Here is a 4,454-nt window from a genome sequence, read left to right on the forward strand (position 1 = left end):
TCGTCGTGATCCTCTTGTCCTCGATCGCGAAATTGAAGATCGACACGAGGTGGCCGAAGTACAGCGCCCGAGATGTCTCTGAAGCGCCGCGATCCAGGCCCGGAACCGCGCCGAGCGGTTCGCGCAGGACTACGAGGCCCTGGCCGGCCGCGCCCGGAACCTCCCTGACGGGGCCGTGCGGGTGTCGCGATGAGTCAGGGACACGCACGGAGACGACTGGATCGCGCCGCGCGGGGTGTGGCGATCGGCAGTGTGGATGCGCTCGATGCGGCTGGGGTGCGCACGCTCGTCGGCGCGGTGTTGTTTGACGGGGCGGGTGTGCCCGAGTGGCACACGCGAGCTGCCTGTAGGTGGGCGGGGTCGTAACGCAGGTGCCGGCCGACCTTGCGCACCGGGGGGCCTTCGCCGCGCCATTTCCACTGGTAGAGCGTTTTAACCGGGATGCCGAGGTAGTCGGCGACCTCGTGCACGGTCCAGAGCCGGTCGATACGTCGAACGGTGCTCATTGCTCCCCCTTCGTTCATGCGGCGTGCTGGGTTGTTGCCGAGAGTTGGGCTGTGGCGTTGTGGTATTGCTGGCGCCATCGGCGTTTTTGGGCGATGGCGTGGAGCAGGAGTTGTGTGCGGTCGGGTGGGTTGGGTCCGTCGTGGGGTAGGGGCACCCACCGGTAGCGGCCCTGCTCGGCGTCGGCGGGTGTGGCCATCTCAGCGGTCGCGCCGACGGCGCCGAGGGTTTTGAGGACGTGGTCGCGCCGCTGGTCTTTGTGTTCGGACAGGGTGTGGCCGGACCATTTGCGGGAGACGAGGCAGCGCCGGCCGCGGTAGCCGAGGTGGGCTGGCCGGTGGGCTTTGCCGGAACACGCGCCGGGAGTCATGCCCTCGTGGGGGTGGTCGGGTTGGATGCCGTAGAGCAGCCAGTTGGGGCAGGTCTCCGAGCAGGGTTGGCGCTGCAGCTCGGCCGCCAACCGGTCCAGGTGGTCCCGCTCGGGATCGCTGGTGGGTGCGTAGCAGGCGTCGAGGTCTTTGGTGAGGTATTTGACCAGGTAGCCCAGGCACTTGCCGGCTTTGTCGCTGCCGGCGGTGACGCCCTGGGCGTCGATGCCGTTGGGCCCGAACCGGACCACGTGGGCTGGTTGCGCTTCGGGCTCGAGGGTGGCCTCGATCGCCTCGTCCCACGTGGTCAACGCTGTGCCGGTGTCGGGGTCGCGGTAGCATTCGTCCTCGCCGTCCCACACCGGTGGGTGCTCCGGCGAATAGACGGCGTGGTCGTGGGCCGGCCACCACACTTGGTGGTAGGTCGCTTGGGTGACTTGGCGCAGCAGCCGGCGGGGGATGGTGCCGCGTACCGCGGCGTGCAGGTGCATCGCCAGGCGTTGTTGGGGTTCGACGGTGGCGAAGTACTGCACGTTCCAGCCGACCGCGCGGCGCAGGTTTTGCCAGAACCGGTCGACGAGCTTGCCGAAGTGGATCGCATCCCGAGCCGCCCGCGTGTAGTCGTATGAGGTTGGGTCGATGGGGGTGCCGACGATCCCCTCACCCTGACGGTGCACCTGCCCGCAGCGGCACGGCTTGGGGTGCCGGGGCTTGGGGCTGGCGGTGTGCACCGGCCCGTACGAGTCGAGCGTGAGCGTCAGGAACGTGGAGGGGCGGTATTGCTTGCCGTCGGGGGCGGTGAACACCCGACCCGTCGTGGTCGCCTGCACCGGCCGGCGGGGAAGGTCGGGGGTGTCTTGGCGTCGGCGGGTGGAGCGCACCCGCCGCTTACTCGTGCCCTCGCCGGGTGTGCTGGGGCTGCCCCGCAACCCATCCGCGGCCAGCAACTCGTGCGTGGCCTCGATGTCGGCGTCGATGTCGGCCACCGCCCGGTCATCGCCGATCGCGACGGCGTGGGCGCGGGCTTCGGTCAAATCGGCGAGCTGGCCGAGCGCGGCCCGCTGCTGCGCAGTCGGCTCGCTCGTCTCCACCTGGGGATCGTCGGCCAGGTGCCAGCCCTGCCGGGCCTGGTGGATCCGCAGCCGGCGGGCCTTGTCGGCGCAGGAGGGGCACACGCTGGACTGGGTGGCCCCGCAGGGCACCGGTACCGTGACGGCGTCGCCGGTGTGGGTATCGACCCGCTTGAGGGCGATCGGCCGCAGGCACACGCCCAACTCTTCGGCGGTGCCTGCGGCGATGTCTTCCAGCACCGGCGCCACCTGCCGATGCGGCGCCGAACCGTCGGAATCCGACACGGATGTGTCCACAGTGCTCATACAGACGTCTCCAGAAGAACGTGAAGCGCAGGAACGAGATCAGGAACCGGGGATATGGGTTAGGCGGCGAGGTCGCCGGCCTCCGGGGGGTGGTCGGGCTCGCTGTCGACGACCCGTAGACCGCCGCCGGCGTCGACGGGGCCGGGCCGGTAGGTCGCGGCGATCCGGCGAATGTCCTCGTCAGTGAGGTAGGCCGCCCGCACGCGGGTGATCGCGGCCGCGCCGTCCTCGGCCACGTAGCCCACACCAGGGGTGGTGGTGGCGATCGCCTCGCAGCGGGCGCCCCGGGCGTGGGCGCCGTCGCCGAGGACGAGGTCGACTTGGCCGGCCTCGACCAGCCGTAGGGCGATGCGGGTGGGAAACAGGTCGCGCCACTTGACCACGTCCTTGCGCGGATCCTGCAGCGCCCCGACCACACACATGCCCGGCGCCCGACCCTTCGTCAACAGCCGCCCAAGCGCGGCATCGGCCCGTTGCCGCCGTTTCGAGTCGCTGATGAAGGCGGTCACCGACGCGAGCTCGTCGATGATGATCAGCACGAACGGCAACTCCACACTCGGGCTTAGGGTGCGGGCGCGGCCGGCCAACATTCCGGCGCGCCGGTCGGCCTCCTCGGCGAGGCCCTCGAGGAAGGCGACGGCCTCGTCCTCGGCGTCGGGCCCGTCCATGGTCACCAGGTGGCGGAACAGCTCCCGGCCGAACCCGAGTTCCATCCCACCCTTGGGATCGAGCCCCACCACCTGGGCGGTGCCCGCGCGGATCGCCGGACCCATCGAGGCGAGGATCGCCCACAACACGCTGCCCTTCCCGGCGCCGGTCGCCCCGGCCAGGAGCACATGCGTGCCGAGTAGGGACACGCGCCACTCGGCCCCGTCGTCACGCCGCCCGACCCGCACCGCCGAGTGGTCCACGTCCTCGCCGTCGTCGGCGAGTTGGTTGCCGGCGATGACGTGCGCCAGGGGGTCGCCGAAGGCAAGCCGCACGAACACCCGCCCCGGCTTGTGAACCCCGGGCGCGAACTCGGCGGCGGCCCGGTTCCTGAGCCAACCGGGGGCCCACCGACCCGGGGCAGGCACGATCCGCGCCTCCCGGGCCCGCATCGCCTGGGCCAGCGCATCGAGATGCTCGGCGAAGGCCTCACGGGTGATCCCGTTCGGCAGCCGCACCGTCAGCACATCGGCGAACCGGCCCTGCCTGATCCGCGCCACCTTCGGGACCAACTCGCGGCGCCGGCGGTCGGTGACCACCAGCCGGCCGGCCACCATCACATCCGCCCACGCCGCGGCATACCGCCGCCGACGCCACCACCGACGCCCCGGCGAGACCACCCACCGATCAAACAGCTCGGGGGCCAACAGGAACCACGCCACCACCCCGGCAGCGGCGAGCAGCACCGCCCCGAGCGCGGCCCACGGCAAACCGAACGCCAGAAGGGCACCGATCAGCGCGAGTAGGGCCGCCGGGATCGGGTTGTGATAGGCGAACCCGCACACCAGCACCGTCAGCCACCGCAGGCCGGCCACCAGCAACCGCACCACCCGTCCCGCGATGCTGCGCCGCCGGCTGGCCTTAGCCACCCGCAGCTGTTGCCAGCCCGCGTCGCGGTCAACGACGAGCCCGCTCGTCCAGCTACCCACGCGACTCACCCCCATCCGCGTCCCGGCGGGCGGCGGCCAGCCACCGTTCGGTCACCACCGGCACCGCACCCCGATACCTGCCATACCCCGCCCGGGCCAGGGCTTGGGCACGGTCACAGGCCTCCCGCTCGATCACGCACAGCGGCGCCACCGCTACCAGGCCCCGCGGCACGATCAGCAGGGAGGCGAACACAACGAGCCCCACCTCGTCGGTACTCACGCCACCACCCCCTCACCGGTGGCCGCGCCACACCCGCCGTGCCGGTCACGGTGGTGTTCGTAGACCCGCTGCCGCTGCGAGGCCGACAGCCCACCCCGAATCCCGGTGCGGGTGCTGGGCTGCTCCCACGCCAGCGCATCCGCCACACACTCCACCCGCACCGGACAACCCGCGCAGATCGCCAACGCCCGCCGACGATCACGGAATGCCTGCGGCCCCGAACCGGCGAAGAACAACCCCGGATCCTCACCACCACAGGCAGCTCGCGTGTGCCACTCGGGCACACCCGCCCCGTCAAACAACACCGCGCCGACGAGCGTGCGCACCCCAGCCGCATCGAGCGCATCCA

Annotated in this window: 6 protein-coding genes; all 6 read right to left on the reverse strand. The window is 71.3% G+C overall.

Going from position 1 to position 4,454, the window contains the following annotated elements:
* A partial coding sequence (locus CHB84_RS23320; RefSeq protein ID WP_141134780.1) for a hypothetical protein occupies positions 1-208 on the reverse strand: 208 nt, incomplete at its 3' end.
* A complete protein-coding gene (locus tag CHB84_RS23945) occupies positions 195-506 on the reverse strand; it encodes a helix-turn-helix domain-containing protein (protein ID WP_089303532.1) in 312 nt (103 codons plus the stop codon). The genes CHB84_RS23320 and CHB84_RS23945, both read right to left, overlap by 14 nt.
* A 14-nt stretch (positions 507-520) precedes the next feature.
* Complete coding sequence (locus CHB84_RS21870; RefSeq protein ID WP_089303533.1) at positions 521-2,248, reverse strand: replication initiator; 1,728 nt, start codon at positions 2,246-2,248, stop codon at positions 521-523.
* 59 nt (positions 2,249-2,307) lie between these two features.
* Entirely contained in the window at positions 2,308-3,885 is a 1,578-nt protein-coding gene (locus CHB84_RS21875; protein ID WP_176440091.1) for an FtsK/SpoIIIE domain-containing protein, read from the reverse strand.
* The gene (locus CHB84_RS21880) at positions 3,878-4,105 is read right to left on the reverse strand and encodes a hypothetical protein (RefSeq protein ID WP_089303535.1); all 228 of its coding nucleotides are present in this window, start codon (positions 4,103-4,105) and stop codon (positions 3,878-3,880) included. Before CHB84_RS21880 ends, CHB84_RS21875 begins: the two co-directional genes overlap by 8 nt.
* Positions 4,102-4,454: WhiB family transcriptional regulator (locus CHB84_RS21885; RefSeq protein WP_245818913.1), on the reverse strand; the 353-nt coding region annotated here is incomplete at its 5' end. The genes CHB84_RS21885 and CHB84_RS21880, both read right to left, overlap by 4 nt.

Origin of the sequence: Haloechinothrix alba (genome assembly GCF_900188115.1) — a bacterium.
GTDB classification, from domain to species: Bacteria; Actinomycetota; Actinomycetes; order Mycobacteriales; family Pseudonocardiaceae; genus Haloechinothrix; species Haloechinothrix alba.